The sequence below is a fragment of the Sphingopyxis sp. OPL5 genome, from assembly GCF_003797775.2.
GTDB lineage: Bacteria > Pseudomonadota > Alphaproteobacteria > Sphingomonadales > Sphingomonadaceae > Sphingopyxis.
Genome location: NZ_CP060725.1, coordinates 1,264,177 through 1,281,621 on the forward strand (window position 1 = coordinate 1,264,177; position 17,445 = coordinate 1,281,621).

Sequence of the window (17,445 nt, forward strand, 5' to 3'; positions counted from 1 at the left end):
AGTCCAAAATGAGCGAAGCCACCGTGTCCGACCAGCAACTACGCCTGTTCATCGAGCGTATCGAGCGGCTGGAAGAAGAGAAAAAGGGCATCGCCGACGATATCCGCGACACCTATAATGAGTCGAAATCGCAAGGTTACGACCCGAAAATCATGCGCCAGATCGTCCGCCTGCGCAAATTGCCGGTCCACGACCGCAAGGAAATGGAAGCGATCCTCGACGTGTATAAATCGGCGCTCGGCATCGACTGACGCCCACCTTCAGATCAGGAGAGAGTGACGATGTTCAGCACCACCACCAACGCCGTCGAGGGCCGCCCGGTCCGCGAATATCTGGGCATCGTCACCGGCGAAGTGATCGTCGGCGCCAATCTGTTCCGCGACCTGTTCGCCAGCATCACCGACATCGTCGGCGGCCGCTCGGGCAAATATGAGGATGTCCTCGCCCGCGCCCGCAAGGAAGCGCTGGGCGAGATGGAGGCCGAGGCCGCCAAGCTCGGCGGCAATGCGGTGATCGGCGTCGACCTCGACTATGAAGTGCTCGGCCAGAATGGCTCGATGCTGATGGTCTCGGCGAGCGGGACGGCGGTCGTCCTCTGATGGGGACGCGGCAAAAGACGCGCCTGGCGGCGATGCTCGCCGGCGCGCTAATGACGACAACGACCGCCACCGCGCAGGACGCGCGGCCGGATCCGGCCGCCGTCGTGCTACCCGACGTCTCGGTCGACCAGAACCCCAAGGCGGTCGAAGACGGCTTCAAATTTTTCTACTTTCACAACCCGTCGGTCAGTTTCGACGAAGCCTATGCCGACATCGCGGAATGCCGGAGCTTTCTGGTCAGCGGCGCGCCCGCTGCCATTCCCGGTTTCCGCCCCTGGGTGGAGCCGGTAAGGCACGATGTGAAGCGGCAATATCCCGGCGTCGGCCTCCTCGATATGGCCATGCGGTCGGCCATCGCGTCGATCATCCTTCCGAAACTGGAACGGGGGATACGCAACAACAAGCTTCGCCGCTGCATGGAACCGCGCGGCTATGCCCGGTATCCGGCCCCCGAAGCAGCGTGGCAAACGCTGAACGAGGGCGATGAGGCGACACTGGTGGCGATGCAGGCGAAACTCGCGTCCGGCGGACGGCCGAATGCAGCACAGGTGACCGAATGATCCGTCCGCTTCTTCTCGCGCTTCTCCTGCTGTCCGCCGCGCACAGCGCTGCCGCGAAAGGCGGCGACGGGGTCGTGTCGCACAAATCTGCGCCGACGGCGCTCGACCCCGGCAAGGCGTATCTGCTGTTCCGGTCCAGCACGGCCAAATCGGGCATGATCAATATCGAGCATGTGTTCCTGCGGATCCCGACCGACGCCGAGATCGAGGCGTGGAAAGCGGCCCGGCAGGCTTCCTATGCGGCGGATCTGCCCAAGCTGCAAAAGAAGGCCAAAGGCGGGCCTGTACCGACGATCGGCGAATATTCCTTCGACTATGCCGGTCCCGGCAATGTGTTCGCCATCGACGCTGGCGATTTCATCGAAGATGGCGAGATGCGGCAGTTCCTGGTCGAGGTGCCGGCGGGCGACTATGTTTTATACGGTATCTCGGTCGGCGGTCGCGGCGTGTCGACGTGCAACTGCCTCGGCACGGTGCGGTTCGCCGCCAAGGCAGGCGAAATGACGCTCCTGGGATCGCTCTATGCGGACAAGGTGCACAAGGAGTCGCCGATTCCGAATCTCGAGGACAACGTCGGCCCGTCGATGTTCAATTATGGCTTCATTCTCGGGCAGGCGCTGGTCCCCGCCAACGACGCCACGCCCGTGCCGGCGGCGCTCGCCGCCTTGCCGCACGAGCGCGCCGAGTTTCGCGCCGTAGGCTTGTTCCATGAACCAGGCGCGCCCTCGATCAACCGCCTCGCCCCGATCCCCGGCATACTCGGTTATGATCGCGGCAAGGTCATCGACCTGCGCACGGGCCAGCCAGCGAACTAGGCGGACAATCGCCAAGGCCGTTGAAAATTCCGCCGCACTCGGCAATAGGCGCGGCAGTCATCTCATCGATCTCAGGAGCCCGCCGTGGCCGGCCATAGCAAATATAAGAACATCATGTACCGCAAGGGCGCGCAGGATAAGAAGCGCAGCTCGCTCTTTTCCAAGCTCTGCCGCGAAATCACCGTCGCGGCGAAAATGGGCCTGCCCGACCCCGACGCCAACGCCCGCCTGCGCGCCGCGATCAACGCCGCCAAGGCGCAGTCGGTGCCCAAGGACAATATCCAGCGCTCGATCGACAAGGCCGCGGGCAACGACGGCGATAATTACGAAGAAATGCGCTACGAAGGCTATGGCCCCGGCGGCGTGTCGCTGATCGTCGAGGCGCTGACCGACAACCGCAACCGCACCGCGACCAACGTCCGCACCGCCTTCTCCAAGAATGGCGGCAACCTCGGCACCTCGGGCAGCGTCAGCCACGGCTTCGACCGCCTCGGCCTGATCAGCTATCCCGCGAGCGCGGGCGACGCCGACACCGTCTTCGAAGCCGCGCTCGATGCCGGCGCCAACGACGTCGAATCGTCCGAGGACGGCCATGACATCTGGACCGACGTCGACGGCCTGCACGAAGTCGCGAAAGCGCTCGAAGCCAAGCTGGGCGAAGCCGAAGGCGTCAAGCTCGCCTGGCGTCCGACGCTGAAAAGCGACGTCAGCGACGAAAGCATCGCGCAGAGCCTGTTCAAGCTGATCGACACGCTCGACGACGACGACGACGTCCAGACCGTGTGGGGCAATTACGACATCGCCGACGAGGTGATGGAAAAGCTTGGCTAAACGCCAAAACCCGTTCGCATCGAGCGACGTCGAGATGCCCATCGGACGCCCACGCCGTCTGGGTGTCTCGACGTCGCTCGACACGAACGGGTCACCATGATCATCCTCGGCCTCGACCCCTCGCTCAGCTGCACCGGCTGGGGCGTGATCCGTGTCGAGGGCAGCCGGATCAGCCATATCGCGAACGGCCAGATCAAGACCGACGCCAAGGCTCCCCTGCCCGACCGCCTTGCCCATCTCGACACGGTGCTCGCGGCGGTGATCGCCGACCACGCCCCGACGCAGGCTGCGGTCGAAGAGGTGTTCGTCAACGACAACCCGCAATCGACGCTGAAGCTCGCCCACGCGCGCGGCGTCGCCCTCCTCGGCTGCGCGCGCGCTGGACTGCCCGTCGGCGAATATGCCCCGCGCCTCGTCAAGAAGGCGATCGTTGGCACCGGCGGCGCGGCGAAGGAACAGGTGCAGGCAATGCTGCGCGTGCTGCTGCCGGGCGCCAAGGTCGCGGGGGCCGATGCTGCAGACGCGCTCGCGGTGGCGATCTGCCACGCGAACCACCGACCGCGTTTTTGAAAGTTCACGCGGAGACGCGGAGGCGCGGAGAGGTTGGGGTAGGCCGACAGGCCCGATATTCGAACCCTCTCAATTTTCCGCGACGGTCGGACAAAACGCTATTTCTCGGTCGGCACGATCTCTCCGCGTCTCCGCGTCTCCGCGTGAACCAATCTGTTCCCTTTTCATTCCTACCGCGCTAGCACAGCGAAATGATCGCAAAACTCACCGGACGTCTCGACAGCAGCGGCGCAGGCCATGCGGTGATCGACGTCGGCGGCGTCGGCTATCTGGTCGAGGCGTCGGCGCGCACATTGGATGCGCTCGGCGCGGTGGGCGGCGACGTCACCATCCACACCGAAACGCTCGTCGGCGAGGATTTCCTCCGCCTCTTGGGTTTCGCCCGCGCGGAGGAACGCGACTGGTTCCGCCTGCTCACCAGCGTCCAGGGCGTCGGTGCCAAGGTCGCGCTCGCGATCCTCTCGGCGCTCGAAGTCGCCGACCTCCAGCGCGCGCTCGCCAGCGGCGACAGCGCGATGATCGCGCGCGCCAATGGCGTCGGCCCGAAGCTGGCGCAGCGCATCACGCATGAACTCAAGGACAAAGCGGGCGCGCTCGGCGGGATCGCTGGTTCGAGTCCGGCCAGGGGCACCACGTCCGGCCCCCTCGGCGACGCTGTCACAGCCCTCACCGGGCTCGGCTTCAAACCCGGCGAAGCAAGCGCCGCGGTCGCGGCGGCGAACGAGGAATTGGGCGCGGGTGCGAGCTTGGATGCACTAGTTCGCGTGGCTCTCCAGAAAGCAGCCAAATGATCATGAAGAGCTCGCGAACTTCGTTGGCTTTGAGCTGGCTGCTAACGATCCCCGCGGTCCCCACGACCGCGCATGCGCAAAGTTTTGACTTGGAGTGCGCGCCGATCGAAGAGAATGGCGAACCAAAATTCGGCGCTCAAACCATACACTATCAGATCGATCGAAGTTCGGGCCGATGGTGCGACCGGAAGTGCGAGAAAATCGAAACCGTCGCGCGCGATGCAGGCACCACGGTGACGCTAAAGGACTCCCTCTTCTACGGCGATCGAATGCTGATCGAATATCACGATGACACCGGCCTGCTGGTCGATAGCTTTGCCTTGGGCACCGAATTCGAACGCATTTTGAAACACACATGTACAAAGGATGCGTTCGGCGATTTGACGCCATATTTGGCCGAGCCGGTTCGACAGAAGGGAAGCTTCCCTATCAAGGAAGCGGACCTGTTCGACGACCCTAAAGCGAAGATTCCTTCGGGCGTGGTGGGTTTCGAAGTGACTGCAGATTCGGAGGGAGTGCTTCGGGACTGTACGATTACCCTGTCGAGCGGAGACGCATCGCTGGATACGCGCACCTGCGCCTTGGTCATGGAAAGGCTGAGGGTTCTGCCCGCCCGTGATCGGGCAGGCCTTCCCGTCGAAGGCAAATTTCGAAACAGGATTCGCTGGTTCGGCGACGATGACTGACCCCACCCGCCACGCCTCCTGCCGCTGCGGCCAAATCCGCATCGCCTGCACCGGCGAGCCGATCCGCGTGTCGGTGTGCCACTGCCGCGAGTGCAAGGCGCGCAGCGGCAGCGCCTTCGCCGCGCAGGTCCGTTTCCCAGAGGACCAGGTCCGTACCGAGGGCGAAGCGAAGATGTGGCAATATACCGGCGACAGTGGCAACACCGCCGACTTCTTCTTCTGCCCCACCTGCGGCTCGGGCGTCTGGTACCGCGCGCGGCCCTATCATGACGCCTATGCCATCCCGCTCGGCAATTTCGAGCCCGGCCACCGCTTCGTCCCCGACTATTCGATCTATGAGGAGCGCAAGGAGCCTTGGGTTTCGATCACCGGCGAGGCAATAGACCATTATGACTGAGCCGACCCTCACCGCCATCCCATGCACGAAGCGAAAACGCACGCTGTTCCTGTTGGCGACCGCGAGCGTGATGGCGCTTCCCCAGCAAGCCCAGGCCTGCCGCACCGGGCGCCTGTTGCTCGAAACAGAACGCCAACAGTCTGCAACCGGCACCCACAAACAAGCGCGGCTGCGCGTCGAGGAAGCGCTAATCCGAAAGGACGGCAACCCCGCCGACCAGATCGCCTACCGTATGCTGGTGATCGAGGGCGACGGCAAGTTGCGCACCGGCGATCATATCGTCGTGGCCGCTCCGGCGTGGGGCGATCACTGCCTTTTCTGGATGGGTGAACCCGACGCTAAAGGTGTCGTGGAGGGCTATGCCACGGTTCCGGCGAGGGCGGCCGGCGAAACCTATTACTGGCTCTCGCCCGAACTACCGCGATCTACCGCCACACTCGAAAGCTACAGGTCGCACCCCGACCGCTTCGTCTGGCGCCGCGTCCGCTTCACGGCTCCGTGGGAAAGCGCGCCGAGCCAATGACCGACCTCACCACCCCGCAGCGTACCCCCGAAGACGCCGACGCCGCGCTGCGCCCCAAGACGCTCGCCGAGTTCGTCGGCCAGGCGGCGGCGCGCGAGAATCTGCGCATCTTCGTCGAGGCCGCGAAATCGCGCGGCGATGCGCTCGACCATGTGCTGTTCTTCGGCCCGCCGGGACTCGGCAAGACGACGCTGGCGCAGATTGTCGCGCGCGAGCTCGGCGTCGGTTTCCGATCGACCAGCGGCCCGGTGATCGCCAAGGCCGGCGACCTTGCCGCGCTGCTCACCAATCTCGAGGACGGCGACGTGTTGTTCATCGACGAGATCCACCGCCTGTCGCCCGCGGTCGAGGAAATCCTCTATCCCGCGATGGAGGACCGCGCGCTCGACATCATGATCGGCGAAGGGCCGTCGGCGCGCAGCGTGCGCATCGACCTCCCGAAATTCACCCTCGTCGGCGCGACGACGCGGCAGGGCCTGCTGACGACGCCGCTGCGCGACCGTTTCGGCATCCCGGTGCGGCTCAATTTCTACACCCATGCCGAGCTCGAACAGGTGATCACCCGCGCCGCGCGCCTGCTCGGCCTGCCGATCGCCGCCGACGGCGCGCTTGAGATCGCGCGCCGCGCGCGGGGCACCCCGCGTATCGCGGGCCGCCTGCTCCGCCGCGTCCGCGACTTCGCGACCGTTGCCGGACACGCGATCGTCGATGCGAAAGCGGCCGACGCCGCGCTCAACCGGCTCGAAGTCGACGCGCTCGGGCTCGACGCGATGGATCGGCGCTATCTCCTTATGATCGCGGATATTTATCGCGGCGGGCCGGTCGGGGTGGAAACGCTCGCGGCGGGATTGTCGGAGCCGCGCGACACGATCGAGGATGTCATCGAACCCTATCTGCTCCAGATCGGCCTGATCGCGCGCACTGCCAGAGGCCGGATGATGAACGCAAGTGCATGGAAACATTTGGGATTAATGCCCCCAACTGGCTCTCAAGAAAGTCTGTTCGACCCCGAATCCTGATTCGCGCCGCGCCGCACCTTCGCCAACTTCCACGCTTTTCTGCCACCAATCGTCCCGCCCCTGCGACGAAGTGTTGATCAGGGGTTTGCGACGAGTCGAAGCATCGCTATCGGTTAACCAGATGAGCGACGCCCCGCCCCCCTTCGTCCCCGGCGCCTTTGTCGGGCCCGCGCATCATTACCGTGCGCGCGTCTATTTCGAGGACACCGACCTGTCGGGCATCGTCTATCACGCCAATTATCTGCGCTATATGGAGCGCGCGCGGTCGGACATGCTGCGCCTTGCCGGCATCGACCAGCGCGCGGCGATGGAGGGTGGCGAAGGCGCCTGGGCGCTCACCGACCTGACCATCAAATATCGTGCCCCCGCGAAACTCGACGACGATCTGCTGGTCATCAGCACCGTCGAGGCGGTGCGCGGGGCGAGCGTGGTCATCGCTCAGCGCATCCTTCGCGGTCAGGATGCGTTAAGCTCCGACACGCTTACCGAGGGGCGTGTCACTGCGGTCTTCCTGTCCCCAGCCGGCCGTCCCCGCCGCCAGCCCGGCGATTGGGTCCAGCGCTTCACCGCCATCATGAATGGAGAGAATTTCCCTTGCTGAACAATATTTCGCTGGCCGCCGACGCGGCGACGCTGTCCCCGATCGCGCTGTTCCTGCAGGCCGACTGGGTCGTCAAGGGCGTGATGATCGGCCTGCTTGCGGCGTCCATCTATGTCTGGACGGTGATCGCCACCCACGGCCGCGGCGTCAGCAAGATGATGAAGGCGTCCGAACGGTTCGAGCGCGATTTCTGGCGCGCGGGCAATATCGACAAATTCTATGACGAGAATGGCCGCGAGGAACTGCCCAGCGCGAAAGTTCTCGGCGCCGGGATTTCGGAATGGCGCCGTTCGACCGCGGGCAAGAGCGTCGACCGCGACGGCACCCGCGAGCGACTGGGCATTGCGATGAACGCGGCAGTGGCAGGCGAAGTCGACAAACTGGCGGACAAGATCGGCGTGCTCGCCACCATCGGCTCGGTCGCGCCTTTTGTGGGCCTGTTCGGTACCGTGTGGGGCATCATGCGCGCCTTCACCGAGATCGCGGCGCAGAACAAGAGCAGCCTTGATGTCGTGGCCCCGGGCATCGCCGAGGCGCTGTTCGCGACCGCGATCGGCCTGTTCGCGGCGATCCCGGCGGTCATCGCCTACAACAGCTTCTCGCAGCGTCTGAACCGGCTCGAATCGCGGCTCGGCCGTTTTGCCGACGGGCTGCACGCGACATTCAGCCGCGAGCTCGAGGTCGAAGCCTGATGGCGATGTCGGGTCCCTCGGGCGGCGCGGGCGGACGACGCAGTCGCGGCGGACGCCGCGCGCCGATGTCCGAAATCAACGTCACGCCGCTGGTCGACGTGATGCTGGTGCTGCTGATCATCTTCATGATCACCGCGCCGTTGCTCGCCTCCGCCGTCCCCGTCGATCTGCCCGAAAGCCGGGCCAAACCGGTCGAGACCGAGGAGCAGGAGCCGGTGCAGCTGTCGATCAACGGCGACGACACCATCTATATCGGCGAGGAAGTCGTGCCCGAGGCCGAGCTGCCCGCACGGCTCGACGCGATCGCGGCGGCGCAGAAAGAAGGCGAGCGGCCGCAGCAGATCATGCTGCGCGCCGACAAGGGGCTCGATTACGGCCGCGTCATGCGCGTGATGGGCGAACTCAACCGCGCCGGGCTGACCCGCATCGCGCTGGTGACCACGGGATCGGAGGGCGGGTCCGAAGGCGCAGCGCCTGCGGTCACCGACGGTTCAGGCACGGCTCGATAGGCTGACATCATGGCGGCGACACGGGCAATGAAGGGCAATGAGGCGCGCGGCATCGCCATCGCGGTGATCGCGCACGTCCTGATCATCGGCCTGCTTTCAGTGCAATGGACCGCGGGCGAGCGGCGCTTCGACAATCCGCCGATGGAGGTCGATCTGATCGCCGAGACCGCGACCGAATCGAGCGCGCCGGTGCTTAGTGACACGCCACCCGCCGCCCGATTGGGCGAGGAGGATGCCGTCGATATCGCCGCGCCCGAACCACTGCCTACACCTGCGCCGCCGCTGCCCGAACCGGTCGTGCGCCCGACCCCCGCACCAACCCCCAAACAGGTCGCGCGCCCAGTCCCAGCGCCGCCCAAAAAGACCCCGCCGGCGGTGGCCAAAGCACCGCCGAAGGCCGCACCCAAGGCGCCTGCCACAAAGTCCGGCGCCCGCCCGACCGGACGGCTCGATGGCATCACCGACGGGCTGGGCCGCGAACAGACCAAGGCACCCAGCAAAGGCGCCCCGGCCGCCAAAACTGCGGCAGAGGTCCGCCGGTCGATCGATGTCAGCATCAAGGCGGCAGTCGCGCCGCGCTGGAACGGTTGCCGCGTGTCGGGGGTCGATGTCGATCAACTCAAGACCGTGGTGAAGTTCCGATTGACCGCATCCGGGGCGCTCGCCGGGTTTACCAGTGTCACCACGACCGGCGAAAACGACAGCAACAAGTTTCAGGTCCAGCGTCATCAGGAATGCGCCAAGCGCGCGGTGGAATTGGCCGCTCCCTTCGACCTGCCCGAAGAAAATTACAGCTTCTGGCAAAATTACACGCTCGATTTCATCAAGAGGTAAGTGACATGATCCTCCGTTCCACCGCCTTCGCCCTCGTGCTGGCGCTCGCTGCTTCCCCCGCGATGGCGCAGGTCGCTCCGACACCGCCCGCCACGCCGGCACCGTCCGAACCGCGCGAAACGATCGAAGGCACGCTGTCGCAGGACCGCACGGTCATCGCGGTGCCCGCGCTCGCCACGCCCGCAGTGACCACCGTTGCGGGCCTGCGCACCGACAGCCTCGGCCGCCAGATCGCCGAAGTGATCGCCGCCGATCTTGAGCGCAGCGGCCTCTATGCGCCGCTCGGCCCGGGCAGCGTCCGCGCGATTACGATGGCCGAGGTTACCGCGCCGCGCTTTGCCGACTGGCAGGCCCGCAATGCAGAGAATGTCGTCCACGGCTTCGTGCGCACCAACAGCACCGGCGGGCTGATCGTCGGCTGCTATCTCTATGACACCCAGCTCGGCAGCGAGCTGGTGCGGCAGGGGTTCGAAATCCAGCCGGGCGACTGGCGCCGCGCCGCGCATAAATGCGCCGACGCCATCTATTCGCGGCTGTCGGGCGAGGCGCCCTTCTTCGACAGCCGCGTCGCCTATATTGCCGAGAGCGGCCCCAAGGGGAACCGCATCAAGCGCCTCGCGATCATGGATTCGGATGGCGGCAACCACCGCTTCATCACCAACGGGCAGGCGCTCGCGATCTCACCGCGCTTCTCGCCCGACTACCAAAAGATCGTCTATGTCAGCTATCTGAACGACCGCGTCCGGGTGTTCATCTATGACGTGGCGGCGGGCACGCAAAAGCTCGTCACCGAAAGCCGCAACGCGACCTTCGCGCCGCGTTGGTCGCCCGACGGCACGCAGATTCTCTTCTCGATGGCGACCGGTGGCAATACCGACATCTATCGCATCTCGGCGAACGGCGGCACGCCGGTGCGGCTGACCAACAACCCGGGCATCGACGTCGGCGGCAGCTTCTCGCCCGACGGCAAGAAGATCGTGTTCGAAAGCGACCGGTCGGGCGGCCAGCAGGTCTATACGATGAACATCGACGGGTCGAACCAACAGCGGATCAGTTTCGGCGGCGGGCGCTATGCCACCCCCGAATGGTCGCCGCGCGGCGATTTGATCGCCTTTACCAAGATGGGCGGCGGCGAATTCCGCATCGGCGTGATGACCCCGTCGGGCGGCGGCGAGCGCCTGCTGACCAACGACTGGCAGGACGAAGCGCCGACATGGTCGCCGAACGGCCGCGTGCTGCAATTCTTCCGCACCTCGCGCGGCGCCTCCGGCAAGTCGAGCCTGTGGCAGGTCGACCTGACCGGCGTGAACATGCGCAAGCTGCAGACTCCGCAGGACGGGTCGGACCCGAGTTGGGGACCCGTGCTGCCGTAATCGGCCAATCCGCACCAAATGTGCGGCGGAACCAATGTTGCAGCCTCGGGTTGAACCCACAGGTTCAACATGGGTTAATCTCAACATGAACAGGACCATCCGGATTAACACGAAAGGGACGACAACATGACGATACGGAAAACCACCGCCATGATCGCCGCGATCGCAATGCTCGCCGTGGGCGCTTGCTCGAAAAAGGCGCCCGAGGTTCTGCCCCCCAACCCCGACGGGATCGACGACGGCAGCGGCAATTCGGGCGGCGGCACCGGCGTGATCCCGGGTTCGCAGCAGGACTTCCTGAACAGCGTTTCGTCCGACCGCATCTTCTTTGGTTTCGACCAGTATAATGTCGATGCCGAGGATCAGGCGACGCTGAGCAACCAGGCCCAGTGGCTGCAGCGCAATTCGGCGGTTCGCGTTCTGCTCGAAGGCCATGCCGACGAACGCGGCACCCGCGATTATAATATCGCGCTTGGCGAACGCCGCGCCAATGCCGCGAAAAACTATCTCGCCTCGCTGGGCGTCGACCCGTCGCGGATCGAGGTGATCAGCTATGGCAAGGAACGCCCGGCCGACACCGCGTCGACCGAGGAAGCCTATGCGAAGAACCGCCGTGCGGTGACAGTGGTCATCCAGCGCTAAGCAACGGCCACAGCGCCACCGTCGCCCAGGCGGCGACGGTGGCAAAGAGACCGAAGGGGACCTGTCGCAACGCCAGCGGCCGGTCCCCTTTCTTTTGCGTGGTCAGCGCCCAGACCATGCCGCCGACGCTGGCGAGCAGCAGCATCAGCGGCAGCGCCTGCCAGCCGAGCCAGCAGCCGATCGCCGCGACCAGCTTGGGGTCGCCGCCGCCCATGCCGTCCTGCCCGCGCCCGCGCCGATAGGCGAGCGCGACGAGCGCGAGCAGCACCCCGCCCGCGACCGCACCGATCCAGCGGTCGAGCAGCACCGTGTCGAGCAACGGCCCGGCGAGCAGCAGCCCGGCGATGGCCAGCACCGCATTGAGCCGGTCGGGCAGCCACATATGCCGCGCGTCGAGCAAGGCGAGCGGCAGCAGCAGCCAGCCGAACAGCGCCCAGAGCCACCCCGCGATGCCGGGCATGATCGTCAGCGCCAGCGCGCCGATCAGGCCCGACGCCAGTTCGACCTGCATATGAAAGGGATCGATCCGCGCGCCGCATGCCCGGCAACGGCCGCGCTGAACGAGCGCCGAGACAAGCGGGACGAGATCGAGCGGACCGAGGGCGCGCTCGCAGCCGTCGCAGCGAGAACGCCCTAGCAGCGACCGCCCGTCGGGCCAGCGCAGCACCAGGGTCGCGATAAAGCTGCCGAGGACCAGCCCAAGCAACGCCGCGAGGCCGACGCCCGCACCAAAGGGCAAGGCGTCAAGCGCCGCCGTCATCGGTCAGAAACGGCCCGAACTGACCAGCACGAAGCCGTTGCTGCCGGCGCGAAAACCGATCGCCGACAGCGCCGACGCCATCACCGGGTCATCGGCGGTGATCGCGAACTCGGCACGCCAGGCGCCGCTACCGTCGAAGCCGAGCATCAGTCGCTCCATGCCGGACTGGCTGACGAGCGCCGCCTGTGCGCGGCCCTCGACGCAGCGCAGCGGCCCCGTAAGGCCACGCGTCAGGTCGAGCCCGGCGATCGAGGTGCCGACGCTGAGCTGGATGCGCCCGCTCGCCGAGACGCAGCGCCCGCGATCGTCGAACCGTACCGCGGCACCCTCGAAGCGCAGGCTGTCGACCGGAACGAGGCCGAGGCCACCCGAGAGCGAGGTCGTGCCGTTGAGATCCGAAAGGCCGCGCGGGTTGCTGCCATGGAGACGCCCCGCGAGTTCGCCGAGCCGCGTATCAGGCCGACTGAAAGCCAGCTCGACATCGCCGCCGAGCAGGGCCAGCGGCGACAGGCTGGCCTGCACATTGCCGAGCGGCAGGGCACCGAGCCGCGCTTCGATCAATTCACTCGCCCAGACCGAACCATTGACCTCGCGTGCGGTCAGCCCCGACTTTTCGGCGCCCGCCATCGCGAGCGCGAGGCGCATCGGGAAGGTCGCGACAATCAGGATCAGAATGATCAGGACGGCGGCAAGGATGACCCGGCGGCGCATCATTTGCCCCCGCGCCGCAGTTCGGCGGTCATACCGACGGTGCCGTCGGCGGCCGGGGTGATCGTCAGCTGGTCGACGACGAAGCCCTGCGTTTCCAAGGAGGCGAGCCAGTCGGCGAGCACCGGCGCGCGCGCGGTGGCGATCGCGATCGTCGCCTGCCCCTGCCCGCGTGCTTCATTGCGGTCGAGCGTCAGCCCGATCTCGCCCGCCGACTGGGTGAGAAACTGGTCGATCGCGACCGCGTCATTCGCCGCGGCCGCCGAGGATGCCGGACGCTGCGCCAGCAACTGGACCTTGGCGGCGACGCGGCCCTGCCGCTCGATCGCGGCACGATGATCGGCCTCGAGATTGGTGAAGGCGGCATAGGCCGGACGGCCGAGCAGCCAGATGAAGACCGCCAGCGCCAGCACCCCGGCAACCCCGACCATCCAGCGTTCGCGACGCGACATACCCTGCCACCAGTTGGAGATCCGATCGGTCATGGCACGGCCCTCACGGTGATGTTCGCCATCTGGTTGCCGTCGGTGCCGGCCATCGGCTGCGCGGTGATCTTGTAGCCGCGCGCCTGCAGCGCCAGCAGCACCGCGTTCAGGTCCTCGGTGCGCGGCGCCGCGATCGTCGTCGACAGCGTGCCGTCGGTGCGGTGCGACAAGCTCTTGAGCGCCACCCCCGGCGTGTCGCGCATCGCGTCGTAGAGCGCCGACGCGGGCACCGAGAAGGCGAGCGGCCCGCCGCCCGCAGCCGCGAGGCGGCGGTCGAGTTCGGCCTCGGCGCTCTCCGCGTCGGTGGCGGTGACGCCAGCCTTTTTGGCGGCGGCGACGCTCGCATCGTCAGCGCGGCCGATGTCGGCGTTGAGCCGGATCGCATGGATGATCGGGATCAGCAACGTCACGGCGAGCAGGACGACGGCAAGTCGCTTCATCCACCGGACCAGCGCCGGATCGATCGTCCAGCTGCGCCTCGGCTGCCACGCGCCGGTCAGCAGGTCGAGCGGCGGCGCGGCGAGCGAGAGCAGCAGCGCCTGACGCATCCGGTCGGCATCGAGCGGCGCGATCGGGCGTCCGGCGGCGATCAGCGGGTCGAGTTCGGGGTCGGAGACGAAACTGCGGTCGTCGCTGCGCAAAATCTGTTCGCGCCCGAGCTCGGCCGACCACAGCCTGTCGGGCTCGGGCGGCGGCACGGTCGCGGCGGCGGGGATGATCGCGGCGGGGGACAGCCCCTGTGCCTTCAGCCAGTCGGTCCATGCCGCCATCGCGGCGTGGGTGGTCACCGCGACGGGCACCGCCTGCCCCGCGTCGGCGGGCTGGCCGGCGACGACATGCAAGAGCGCCGCATCGCCCAGGCTGTCGCGCAGCGTATCAACGCGCGCGATCGCGGCGGCCTGTGCCGGGGCGGCGTCGGGATAGTGGCGCCAGCGCAGCGGCACGTCGGCGGCGGGTGCGAGCGCGATCAGGCGGTCGTCACCCTCGTCATCCTGCGGCTTTTCCCAAGCGTCGACCCAGCCGTCATCCTGTCCCGAATCGACGATGACACCGTCGTCGACACGCAGCCACGCCGCGTCGACCCGCTCGCCGAGCATCGCCGCCGGGGGCAGCCAGAGAACCAATGTGCGCGCCATGTCAGTCGGTTTCGCCCCAATCGCGCCGCACGATCACCGGCGGCATCTGGCCCGCCGATGGCGCACCGCCGTTCGCGTCGATCAGCGATACAGAAGTCAAGAAACCATCCCCCATCGTCACGTCGGTCTTCAATATCAGCCAGCGGCTCGTCACCCCCGCCTGCTCGGCGACATCGGTGGGCGGATCGAGCCGGGCGAGCGGTCCGGATTCCCAGAATCGCACGCTGCTGCCATAGCCGCCAGCGGGCCGCGCCGCCAGCGCCGCGCGTGCCTCGGCGACGGTCAATTGCCCCGGCAACAGCATCGCGACGAGCGGCGCCTGTTCGGGTGCCAGCGTGTTGATGTTGAGCTTGACCGGGTCGGTCGCGGGCAGCGCGCAGATCCAGGGTTTGAGCCGCGCATAAAGCTTGGGCGTCACCCCGCGTACCGCGCGCAATTCGCTGATATCGGCCATCTTGCGGTTGGCGGGAAGGTAGCTGCCGGGCAGCGAGCGATAGACGCCGTCCTCGGCGCCGAGCGGGCCATCAACGCTGTCGCTGTCGATCCAGTCGGCGGTCGCGCCGGCCACCATACGCGCCTCGTCGGTGTTGACCCCGAGCAGCGTCATCAGCTCGGCGAACTGGCCGGTGCCGCCGGGGCGCTGGGTGAAGCGGCCCGGGATCGTCTCGGCGACGAGGCTGTTCAGGTTGAAACAATTGCTCGCATCGGTCAGCCGCGCCGTCCCCTGCCCGTTCGGCAACGGCAGGGTGAAGTCGCGCCCGAGCCAATCGCCGGCGAGCGTGAGTTTTGCGGGATCGCGCCCGACGAGGTCGGCGACGCGGCGCAGCGCGATCTGTTCGGCGGCGAAGCTGTAGGCGCGGCCCTGATCGACCGTCGCGGCGCTGCCCGCGATCCGCGTCGCGAGCGTCAGCCGGTCGAGCGCGGTCGCGGCGATCACCGCCATCACCGCGACGAGCAGCAGCACGCTGAGCAGCGCGGCGCCGCGTTCATCGGATTGTCCGCGGTTCATGGCACGGGCGTCCCGAGCGGCAGCGGCGGCGGCGGTACGGGCGCGGTGAGGAACAGCATCACCAGCGGCGCGCGGCCCTGCCGGGTCAACCGCACCTCGACCGCGCGGGGCAGGCGATCGCCGGGATCGGATGTCCAGCTGCTGCCCCATTGCCCCTGCTCGTCGCGATAGCGAACGGCGACACCGGCCACCTCATCCACCAGACGGTCGCCATCGCTCAATGCCGTGCCGTCGAGCATCGGCTGCACCGCGCGGCGCCATTCGCCGCCTGTGAGCGCATACGCCACGCGCTCGATATTCGGATGCGCGCCGCCGTCGAGCGAGGCCGCACCGCCATGAACAAGCGCAAAGCCGGTTTCGGAGCCGGCAAAGGCGGGGACCGTTTCGCCCGAGGGGCCGCGCGTCGAACGCGGCAGCGCCTGCGCAAGGTCGTTGGCCATCAGCGCGCGCAACCGGTTGACCCCGCCCATCGCCTTCAGCCGGTCCTGCACCGCATCCTGCGTATCGATACTGCTGCGCAGCAGCCCCACGCCGATCGCGGCGATCGCGGCGAACAGCGACAAGGCGACGAGCATCTCGACGAGGGTGAAGCCCCGCTGGTCCTTCATCGCGACGGCCGGATGATCGTCAGCGCCGCCTGCCCGCGCCCGCTTTCGGGGCGGACGATCAGGTCGATGCGCAGCAGGCTGTCGTCGGCGGTCTTCGCGACACGCTGTTCGACGCGCCAGTTGCGCCCGGCATTGGAAACCCCGGTCGCGCTGTTGCCGATCGTCGGCGGCGCGGGGTCGGTCCACAATTCGACCGCGCGATTCTGCGCGACGATGCCCGCAATGGTGGTCTCGTCGAGGTCGCCGGCGGTGCGCACCGCAAAGGCGTCGAGGCGCACGAGGGTCAGCGCAGCGATGCTGATGATGCTGAGCGCGACCAGCATTTCGAGCAGGGTGAAACCGCTTTCGCGCTCATTCGCCACGGCTGACCTCCCCGGTCGCCGAGACGCGCACGACCTCGCGCGCGTCGCCGCCGCTCAGCACGATCGCCTGCGGCGTCGGGCTGGTGCCGACGCGGTCGAACAATATGCGCGCCGCGCCCTGCCCGTTGCCTGCGGCGAACCGGACGTCAGAGGGCCAGTTGCGCTGCTCGAAGGAACGCCCCGGAAGCGGCTGCCATTCGCCGCCGATCCGCCGCTCGAAGCCATAGCCCGAAGGCGCGAAATTGACCGAGACGCTGCGCCCCTCGATCACGGCGACGTCGCGCGCGGCGGCGAGCCGCGCGGCGAGCCGGTCGGCTTCGCTCCGAACGGTCCGTTCCTCGCCCGGGATGGTTAGCACGACCGCGGTCGCGGCAAGCGCCATGATCGCGAGCACGACCATCAGCTCGACGAGGGTGAAGCCGTTCGCCCGGGACGCGCGCGCCCTAGCCTTCTCCACCGTGGATATCCGCATTGTCGTCGGTGCCGCCGGGCGCCCCGTCGGCGCCAAGCGACCAGATGTCGAACGCCGCGCCATTGGGTCCGGGCGCCTGGTAATTATAGGGACGACCCCACGGGTCCTGGGGCAATTGCTTGATATAGCCGCCGCGACGATAGCGCTCGGGCTGCGCCAGCGCGGGCGGCGCGACCTTCAGCGCATTGAGCCCGTCGCCCGATGCGGGATAGCTGAGGTTATCGAGGCGATATTGTTCGAGCGCGGTTTCCAGCGTCGCGATATCGGCCTTGGCCTTGGTCACCATCGCTCGGTCCTGGCTGGGCAGCACGTTGATCATCACCACCGTGGCGAGCAGCCCGATGATGAAGATGACGACCATCAATTCGGTCAGGGTGAAGCCGCGCTCGTCCTTCTTGCGGCGCTGCTCAGGCAGCGGCCGGGCGGGATCGAGCATCAGGCGAATGAAAAGCTGCATGAGCGA

The 17,445-nt window shown here is 67.0% G+C and carries 26 protein-coding genes; 17 read left to right on the top strand and 9 right to left on the bottom strand.

What is annotated here, in order from left to right:
- Window positions 1-8: 8 nt before the first annotated feature.
- The 17 genes from EEB18_RS06040 (at window position 9) to pal (ending at window position 11,442) form a co-directional block, all read left to right on the top strand.
- Window positions 9-251 carry a DUF2312 domain-containing protein gene (locus EEB18_RS06040; RefSeq protein ID WP_056343244.1) on the top strand — a complete coding sequence of 81 codons (243 nt, stop codon included), beginning with the start codon at window positions 9-11 and terminating at the stop codon, window positions 249-251.
- A gap of 30 nt (window positions 252-281) precedes the next feature.
- Complete coding sequence (locus EEB18_RS06045) at window positions 282-599, top strand: YbjQ family protein (RefSeq protein ID WP_056343246.1); 318 nt, start codon at window positions 282-284, stop codon at window positions 597-599.
- 32 nt (window positions 600-631) lie between these two features.
- A complete protein-coding gene (locus EEB18_RS06050) occupies window positions 632-1,159 on the top strand; it encodes a hypothetical protein (RefSeq protein ID WP_187141891.1) in 528 nt (175 codons plus the stop codon).
- The gene (locus tag EEB18_RS06055; protein ID WP_187141892.1) at window positions 1,156-1,974 is read left to right on the top strand and encodes a hypothetical protein; all 819 of its coding nucleotides are present in this window, start codon (window positions 1,156-1,158) and stop codon (window positions 1,972-1,974) included. Before EEB18_RS06050 ends, EEB18_RS06055 begins: the two co-directional genes overlap by 4 nt.
- Window positions 1,975-2,058: 84 nt before the next feature.
- Entirely contained in the window at window positions 2,059-2,805 is a 747-nt protein-coding gene (locus tag EEB18_RS06060) for a YebC/PmpR family DNA-binding transcriptional regulator (RefSeq protein ID WP_187141893.1), read from the top strand.
- A gap of 96 nt (window positions 2,806-2,901) precedes the next feature.
- Window positions 2,902-3,375 (top strand): crossover junction endodeoxyribonuclease RuvC, encoded by a 474-nt coding sequence (ruvC, locus tag EEB18_RS06065; RefSeq protein ID WP_187141894.1) that lies wholly within the window; start codon window positions 2,902-2,904, stop codon window positions 3,373-3,375.
- 191 nt (window positions 3,376-3,566) lie between these two features.
- Window positions 3,567-4,166: a Holliday junction branch migration protein RuvA gene (gene ruvA, locus EEB18_RS06070; RefSeq protein ID WP_187141895.1), complete on the top strand. Its 600-nt coding sequence runs from the start codon at window positions 3,567-3,569 to the stop codon at window positions 4,164-4,166.
- Window positions 4,163-4,852, top strand: a complete 690-nt coding sequence (locus EEB18_RS06075) for an energy transducer TonB (protein WP_187141896.1) — start codon at window positions 4,163-4,165, stop codon at window positions 4,850-4,852. Before ruvA ends, EEB18_RS06075 begins: the two co-directional genes overlap by 4 nt.
- The gene (locus EEB18_RS06080) at window positions 4,845-5,249 is read left to right on the top strand and encodes a GFA family protein (protein WP_187141897.1); all 405 of its coding nucleotides are present in this window, start codon (window positions 4,845-4,847) and stop codon (window positions 5,247-5,249) included. The genes EEB18_RS06075 and EEB18_RS06080 overlap by 8 nt, the downstream gene beginning before the upstream one ends.
- A complete protein-coding gene (locus tag EEB18_RS06085) occupies window positions 5,242-5,772 on the top strand; it encodes a hypothetical protein (protein ID WP_187141898.1) in 531 nt (176 codons plus the stop codon). The genes EEB18_RS06080 and EEB18_RS06085 overlap by 8 nt, the downstream gene beginning before the upstream one ends.
- The gene (gene ruvB / locus EEB18_RS06090) at window positions 5,769-6,791 is read left to right on the top strand and encodes a Holliday junction branch migration DNA helicase RuvB (protein ID WP_187141899.1); all 1,023 of its coding nucleotides are present in this window, start codon (window positions 5,769-5,771) and stop codon (window positions 6,789-6,791) included. Before EEB18_RS06085 ends, ruvB begins: the two co-directional genes overlap by 4 nt.
- Window positions 6,792-6,912: 121 nt before the next feature.
- Complete coding sequence (locus tag EEB18_RS06095; protein ID WP_187141900.1) at window positions 6,913-7,392, top strand: YbgC/FadM family acyl-CoA thioesterase; 480 nt, start codon at window positions 6,913-6,915, stop codon at window positions 7,390-7,392.
- Complete coding sequence (gene tolQ / locus EEB18_RS06100) at window positions 7,386-8,084, top strand: protein TolQ (protein ID WP_056343269.1); 699 nt, start codon at window positions 7,386-7,388, stop codon at window positions 8,082-8,084. Before EEB18_RS06095 ends, tolQ begins: the two co-directional genes overlap by 7 nt.
- Entirely contained in the window at window positions 8,084-8,593 is a 510-nt protein-coding gene (gene tolR / locus EEB18_RS06105; RefSeq protein ID WP_187141901.1) for a protein TolR, read from the top strand. The genes tolQ and tolR overlap by 1 nt, the downstream gene beginning before the upstream one ends.
- A gap of 27 nt (window positions 8,594-8,620) precedes the next feature.
- Window positions 8,621-9,427, top strand: coding sequence for a hypothetical protein (locus tag EEB18_RS06110; protein WP_262408142.1), 807 nt, complete (start codon window positions 8,621-8,623; stop codon window positions 9,425-9,427).
- Window positions 9,428-9,432: 5 nt separating this feature from the next.
- A complete protein-coding gene (tolB, locus tag EEB18_RS06115) occupies window positions 9,433-10,800 on the top strand; it encodes a Tol-Pal system beta propeller repeat protein TolB (protein ID WP_187141903.1) in 1,368 nt (455 codons plus the stop codon).
- A gap of 132 nt (window positions 10,801-10,932) precedes the next feature.
- Window positions 10,933-11,442, top strand: coding sequence for a peptidoglycan-associated lipoprotein Pal (pal, locus tag EEB18_RS06120; protein WP_410468131.1), 510 nt, complete (start codon window positions 10,933-10,935; stop codon window positions 11,440-11,442).
- On the opposite strand, the gene EEB18_RS06125 is transcribed toward pal, so the two are convergent.
- Genes EEB18_RS06125 through gspG form a run of 9 tightly spaced genes read right to left on the bottom strand, consistent with a single transcriptional unit; the run spans window position 11,429 to window position 17,439 of the window.
- Window positions 11,429-12,202 carry a prepilin peptidase gene (locus tag EEB18_RS06125; RefSeq protein WP_187141905.1) on the bottom strand — a complete coding sequence of 258 codons (774 nt, stop codon included), beginning with the start codon at window positions 12,200-12,202 and terminating at the stop codon, window positions 11,429-11,431. The genes pal and EEB18_RS06125 overlap by 14 nt on opposite strands.
- 3 nt (window positions 12,203-12,205) lie before the next feature.
- Window positions 12,206-12,913, bottom strand: coding sequence for a type II secretion system protein N (gene gspN / locus EEB18_RS06130; RefSeq protein WP_262408143.1), 708 nt, complete (start codon window positions 12,911-12,913; stop codon window positions 12,206-12,208).
- Window positions 12,913-13,395 carry a type II secretion system protein GspM gene (gene gspM / locus EEB18_RS06135; RefSeq protein WP_187141907.1) on the bottom strand — a complete coding sequence of 161 codons (483 nt, stop codon included), beginning with the start codon at window positions 13,393-13,395 and terminating at the stop codon, window positions 12,913-12,915. The genes gspN and gspM overlap by 1 nt, the downstream gene beginning before the upstream one ends.
- The gene (gspL, locus tag EEB18_RS06140; RefSeq protein WP_187141908.1) at window positions 13,392-14,531 is read right to left on the bottom strand and encodes a type II secretion system protein GspL; all 1,140 of its coding nucleotides are present in this window, start codon (window positions 14,529-14,531) and stop codon (window positions 13,392-13,394) included. The genes gspM and gspL overlap by 4 nt, the downstream gene beginning before the upstream one ends.
- Window position 14,532: 1 nt before the next feature.
- Window positions 14,533-15,540 carry a type II secretion system minor pseudopilin GspK gene (gene gspK, locus EEB18_RS06145; protein ID WP_187141909.1) on the bottom strand — a complete coding sequence of 336 codons (1,008 nt, stop codon included), beginning with the start codon at window positions 15,538-15,540 and terminating at the stop codon, window positions 14,533-14,535.
- Window positions 15,537-16,148 carry a GspJ family type II secretion system protein gene (locus tag EEB18_RS06150; RefSeq protein WP_187141910.1) on the bottom strand — a complete coding sequence of 204 codons (612 nt, stop codon included), beginning with the start codon at window positions 16,146-16,148 and terminating at the stop codon, window positions 15,537-15,539. The genes gspK and EEB18_RS06150 overlap by 4 nt, the downstream gene beginning before the upstream one ends.
- Window positions 16,145-16,510 (bottom strand): type II secretion system minor pseudopilin GspI, encoded by a 366-nt coding sequence (gene gspI, locus EEB18_RS06155; RefSeq protein WP_235535548.1) that lies wholly within the window; start codon window positions 16,508-16,510, stop codon window positions 16,145-16,147. The genes EEB18_RS06150 and gspI overlap by 4 nt, the downstream gene beginning before the upstream one ends.
- Window positions 16,500-16,967, bottom strand: coding sequence for a GspH/FimT family pseudopilin (locus tag EEB18_RS06160; protein WP_262408144.1), 468 nt, complete (start codon window positions 16,965-16,967; stop codon window positions 16,500-16,502). Before EEB18_RS06160 ends, gspI begins: the two co-directional genes overlap by 11 nt.
- Window positions 16,954-17,439 carry a type II secretion system major pseudopilin GspG gene (gene gspG, locus EEB18_RS06165; RefSeq protein ID WP_410468121.1) on the bottom strand — a complete coding sequence of 162 codons (486 nt, stop codon included), beginning with the start codon at window positions 17,437-17,439 and terminating at the stop codon, window positions 16,954-16,956. The genes EEB18_RS06160 and gspG overlap by 14 nt, the downstream gene beginning before the upstream one ends.
- Window positions 17,440-17,445 lie beyond the last annotated feature (6 nt).

What these genes read in the sequence shown, in the direction of transcription:
- EEB18_RS06040 (WP_056343244.1), top strand. Translation starts at nt 9, where the DNA reads ATGAGCGAAGCCACCGTGTCCGACCAGCAACTACGCCTGTTCATCGAG.
- EEB18_RS06045 (WP_056343246.1), top strand. Translation starts at nt 282, where the DNA reads ATGTTCAGCACCACCACCAACGCCGTCGAGGGCCGCCCGGTCCGCGAA.
- EEB18_RS06050 (WP_187141891.1), top strand. Translation starts at nt 632, where the DNA reads ATGCTCGCCGGCGCGCTAATGACGACAACGACCGCCACCGCGCAGGAC.
- EEB18_RS06055 (WP_187141892.1), top strand. Translation starts at nt 1,156, where the DNA reads ATGATCCGTCCGCTTCTTCTCGCGCTTCTCCTGCTGTCCGCCGCGCAC.
- ruvC (WP_187141894.1), top strand. Translation starts at nt 2,902, where the DNA reads ATGATCATCCTCGGCCTCGACCCCTCGCTCAGCTGCACCGGCTGGGGC.
- ruvA (WP_187141895.1), top strand. Translation starts at nt 3,567, where the DNA reads ATGATCGCAAAACTCACCGGACGTCTCGACAGCAGCGGCGCAGGCCAT.
- EEB18_RS06075 (WP_187141896.1), top strand. Translation starts at nt 4,163, where the DNA reads ATGATCATGAAGAGCTCGCGAACTTCGTTGGCTTTGAGCTGGCTGCTA.
- EEB18_RS06080 (WP_187141897.1), top strand. Translation starts at nt 4,845, where the DNA reads ATGACTGACCCCACCCGCCACGCCTCCTGCCGCTGCGGCCAAATCCGC.
- EEB18_RS06085 (WP_187141898.1), top strand. Translation starts at nt 5,242, where the DNA reads ATGACTGAGCCGACCCTCACCGCCATCCCATGCACGAAGCGAAAACGC.
- ruvB (WP_187141899.1), top strand. Translation starts at nt 5,769, where the DNA reads ATGACCGACCTCACCACCCCGCAGCGTACCCCCGAAGACGCCGACGCC.
- EEB18_RS06095 (WP_187141900.1), top strand. Translation starts at nt 6,913, where the DNA reads ATGAGCGACGCCCCGCCCCCCTTCGTCCCCGGCGCCTTTGTCGGGCCC.
- tolR (WP_187141901.1), top strand. Translation starts at nt 8,084, where the DNA reads ATGGCGATGTCGGGTCCCTCGGGCGGCGCGGGCGGACGACGCAGTCGC.
- EEB18_RS06110 (WP_262408142.1), top strand. Translation starts at nt 8,621, where the DNA reads ATGAAGGGCAATGAGGCGCGCGGCATCGCCATCGCGGTGATCGCGCAC.
- tolB (WP_187141903.1), top strand. Translation starts at nt 9,433, where the DNA reads ATGATCCTCCGTTCCACCGCCTTCGCCCTCGTGCTGGCGCTCGCTGCT.
- EEB18_RS06125 (WP_187141905.1), bottom strand. Translation starts at nt 12,202, where the DNA reads ATGACGGCGGCGCTTGACGCCTTGCCCTTTGGTGCGGGCGTCGGCCTC.
- gspN (WP_262408143.1), bottom strand. Translation starts at nt 12,913, where the DNA reads ATGCGCCGCCGGGTCATCCTTGCCGCCGTCCTGATCATTCTGATCCTG.
- gspM (WP_187141907.1), bottom strand. Translation starts at nt 13,395, where the DNA reads ATGACCGATCGGATCTCCAACTGGTGGCAGGGTATGTCGCGTCGCGAA.
- gspL (WP_187141908.1), bottom strand. Translation starts at nt 14,531, where the DNA reads ATGGCGCGCACATTGGTTCTCTGGCTGCCCCCGGCGGCGATGCTCGGC.
- gspK (WP_187141909.1), bottom strand. Translation starts at nt 15,540, where the DNA reads ATGAACCGCGGACAATCCGATGAACGCGGCGCCGCGCTGCTCAGCGTG.
- EEB18_RS06150 (WP_187141910.1), bottom strand. Translation starts at nt 16,148, where the DNA reads ATGAAGGACCAGCGGGGCTTCACCCTCGTCGAGATGCTCGTCGCCTTG.
- gspG (WP_410468121.1), bottom strand. Translation starts at nt 17,439, where the DNA reads ATGCAGCTTTTCATTCGCCTGATGCTCGATCCCGCCCGGCCGCTGCCT.